Here is a 2,629-nt window from a genome sequence, read left to right on the forward strand (position 1 = left end):
AAGGTGAGTTTCAAGCCAGATCATATCCTTTTTGATCTCAGCAATCTGCTGAGGCGTTAAGGGCTTGCCTAGCACTAACCCTAAAGGACCTTGCTGCTCCACAGCATTGTCATAGAGCCTTTGCATTTGAGCATTGGGATCTTCAACATCAAGAAGAGTGCGATTGCCTGTCAGCTCAAAGATTTGCTCACCCACCAGACGATATTCAAAATAAGCATCCCCCAATCTTTTAAACACGTGCTCAGGCTTATAATTGCCAATCTTTTTTAAGTAATAGTCCGATCCTAAAAATTTACTTGGGTTGATAAAATCCTGTCGCGTCTCAACTAAAAACGGCACATCCGGTGATTGGCTGCCAGCCAACTCTGTCTTGACAGAGTTAAGCCCATCTTGCGTTGGCACTTGTATGGATTCTGGTGCGGGTGTTTTTGTGCTTGGTGCAAAAAGTCCTTTGTGCCCTTTCAAACCATTGATGATGCCGTCCAATCGATCATCACTAATCAGTGGTTTGGAACCGTCAAAATCGGTGTTTTTAACACCAGCCAAACCTTTATCGCCAGAGCTTAAGCCAACTTGCTCAACCCCCTCACGCACCGCATGATTGTCAATATAGCCTGTCAACTTGGCATCAAGCGTGCCACCAGCTTCAATCGTGCCGTAAACAGCATCATAAGTGCGGACGGTTGTTTGGGTAAAAGTAGGACCATCCCATTCTTTTGCATCGTGCGCTATACATCCTGGATTTGTGATACTACATTGCTTATATCTGTAGCGTGTTTCAGTCACAATCTTGGTTGTTTCGATTAAATCGCGCCCCTCATTGAGCAGCGTATCACCCTGCATCTCAATGTTGCCATTAGCAGCAATCAAACTATAACTATTGCGGATATCACCGGCATGAACCGTGAGATGACGTCCTACTAAAATCTGTGCAGCATTATTGGTAAAATGAGGCTGTTGACGGCTAATTGTAGTGTCGATATTTTTCTTGATCTTTGTGTGTTTATCAACATTTGGGATATTTTCCCATTCTCCTCGCACGTAACTGTGAGAAACCACTTTATCGCTAACTTCAACCCCGCCTTCACGCATGTTGGTAAGCGCTGAGACATCGAAGGTCATATCGCCTGAGACAGCTTCTAAAAGCCCCGAGCTGTTGATTACATGACCAGCCCGCTCTCCACTTAAACCACGGATGATGAGATTGTCTTCAGCAATGACATCGGCAAACTTATTGATAAAATCCCCATCTAAGGAGAAAATGGCAGATTTCTTGGCATAAATCAGCCCGCTATTACTCAGATCAGCGCTCACATTGAGCGCAACCCCATCACCACTTGAACCAATACTGCCGGCATTGTCCAAAACATCTGCGGTTAAGACAAAAGCACCACCACTTTTGAGAACTCCGTCTTCACCATTTAAAACCAGAGCAACTTGCCCCAATGACGGATCATGGCTTTCTGCTATAAGCGTAAAACTGTCACTGGCTAAAAGCTGACCGGAATTGGCTAAAGATCCGAGAGTTGCTTCAACAACACCGCCCACCATAATACCGGAATTGCTTAAAACATCATGGCTGTTGAGAGTAAGTACCCCGCCTTGCGCTTCCACAAGCCCTGCTTGGGTGAGTGTGCCTGCCTTCAGCGTTACATCATAGGCGCCAACCTCACTTGTCTCGCCCATTGTCAATATGCCATCACTGGAAAGCTCTATCCGCTTTTTAGAGACAATGCGCCCCGTTTGGCTGAGATTTGTTTGCGCATGCAAAGCAAGGGTATCATTGCTTTCTATTGTGCCACTATTGCTTAAATCACCGTGGCTGGTCAGTTGAAGGTCACCACGCTCAATCTCTATGTGCCCTGCTTGGATCACACTATCAGCAACAATATTAACTGCCCCTTGCGTAGAAATGAGACCATCAACATTCTCAAAACTGCCCACATTAATGCGCAAACCATCCCGCGCTAAAACATGTGCACCTTCATCATGTGTAGCGTTTTGTTGGTCTGAATTTGTCGTTTCAGCGCTTTTATTGACAAAAGACGTTGCAACAATCTTCATCTCACCGGCTAAAGCACTGAGAAGACCAGCCTCATTATTTATATGACCAGCACGTATCTCTTTCAGCCCACCAATGGTGAGAGCCTCTTCAGCAATAATTCTGCCCTGTGTGTTGGTTAAATCACCATCACTGAATAGATCCATAGATTTTTTGGCGTAAATCAGCCCGCTATTGCTGACATTTCCTGCCACATTGAGGGCAACATTCTCACCACTAGAGCCAAGCACACCGGCATTGTCTAATTGCCCTGCGATCACAACAAAAACACCACCACTTTGAAGGACACCTTCGGATGTATTCTTCAGAAAGGCTTGTTGCGGATCGGCGCCTTCTTGTGTGCTTACCATCAAATGCAAATCATCGGTTGCAATAAACGTCCCTTGATTGGTAAATGCACCAATATGAGCATCGACACTCTCACCGCGCATTGTGCCGTTATTTGCAACCACATCACGCACTTGAAGGGTTAATGCTCCTTCTTGAGCTTCCACAGTCCCTGCTTGGGTTAAAGCATCAGCACTTAAAACCACATCATAACTTAAAATCGTGCTCTCTTGACCGGTT

1 pseudogene is annotated in these 2,629 nt (G+C 45.5%); it reads right to left on the bottom strand.

The features are described 5' to 3' along the window. A pseudogene (locus tag ACFILH_RS00015) lies at positions 1-2,629 on the bottom strand (filamentous hemagglutinin); the annotation flags it as partial.

Source organism: Bartonella sp. CL435QHHD (assembly GCF_042195095.1).
Lineage (GTDB): Bacteria > Pseudomonadota > Alphaproteobacteria > Rhizobiales > Rhizobiaceae > Bartonella.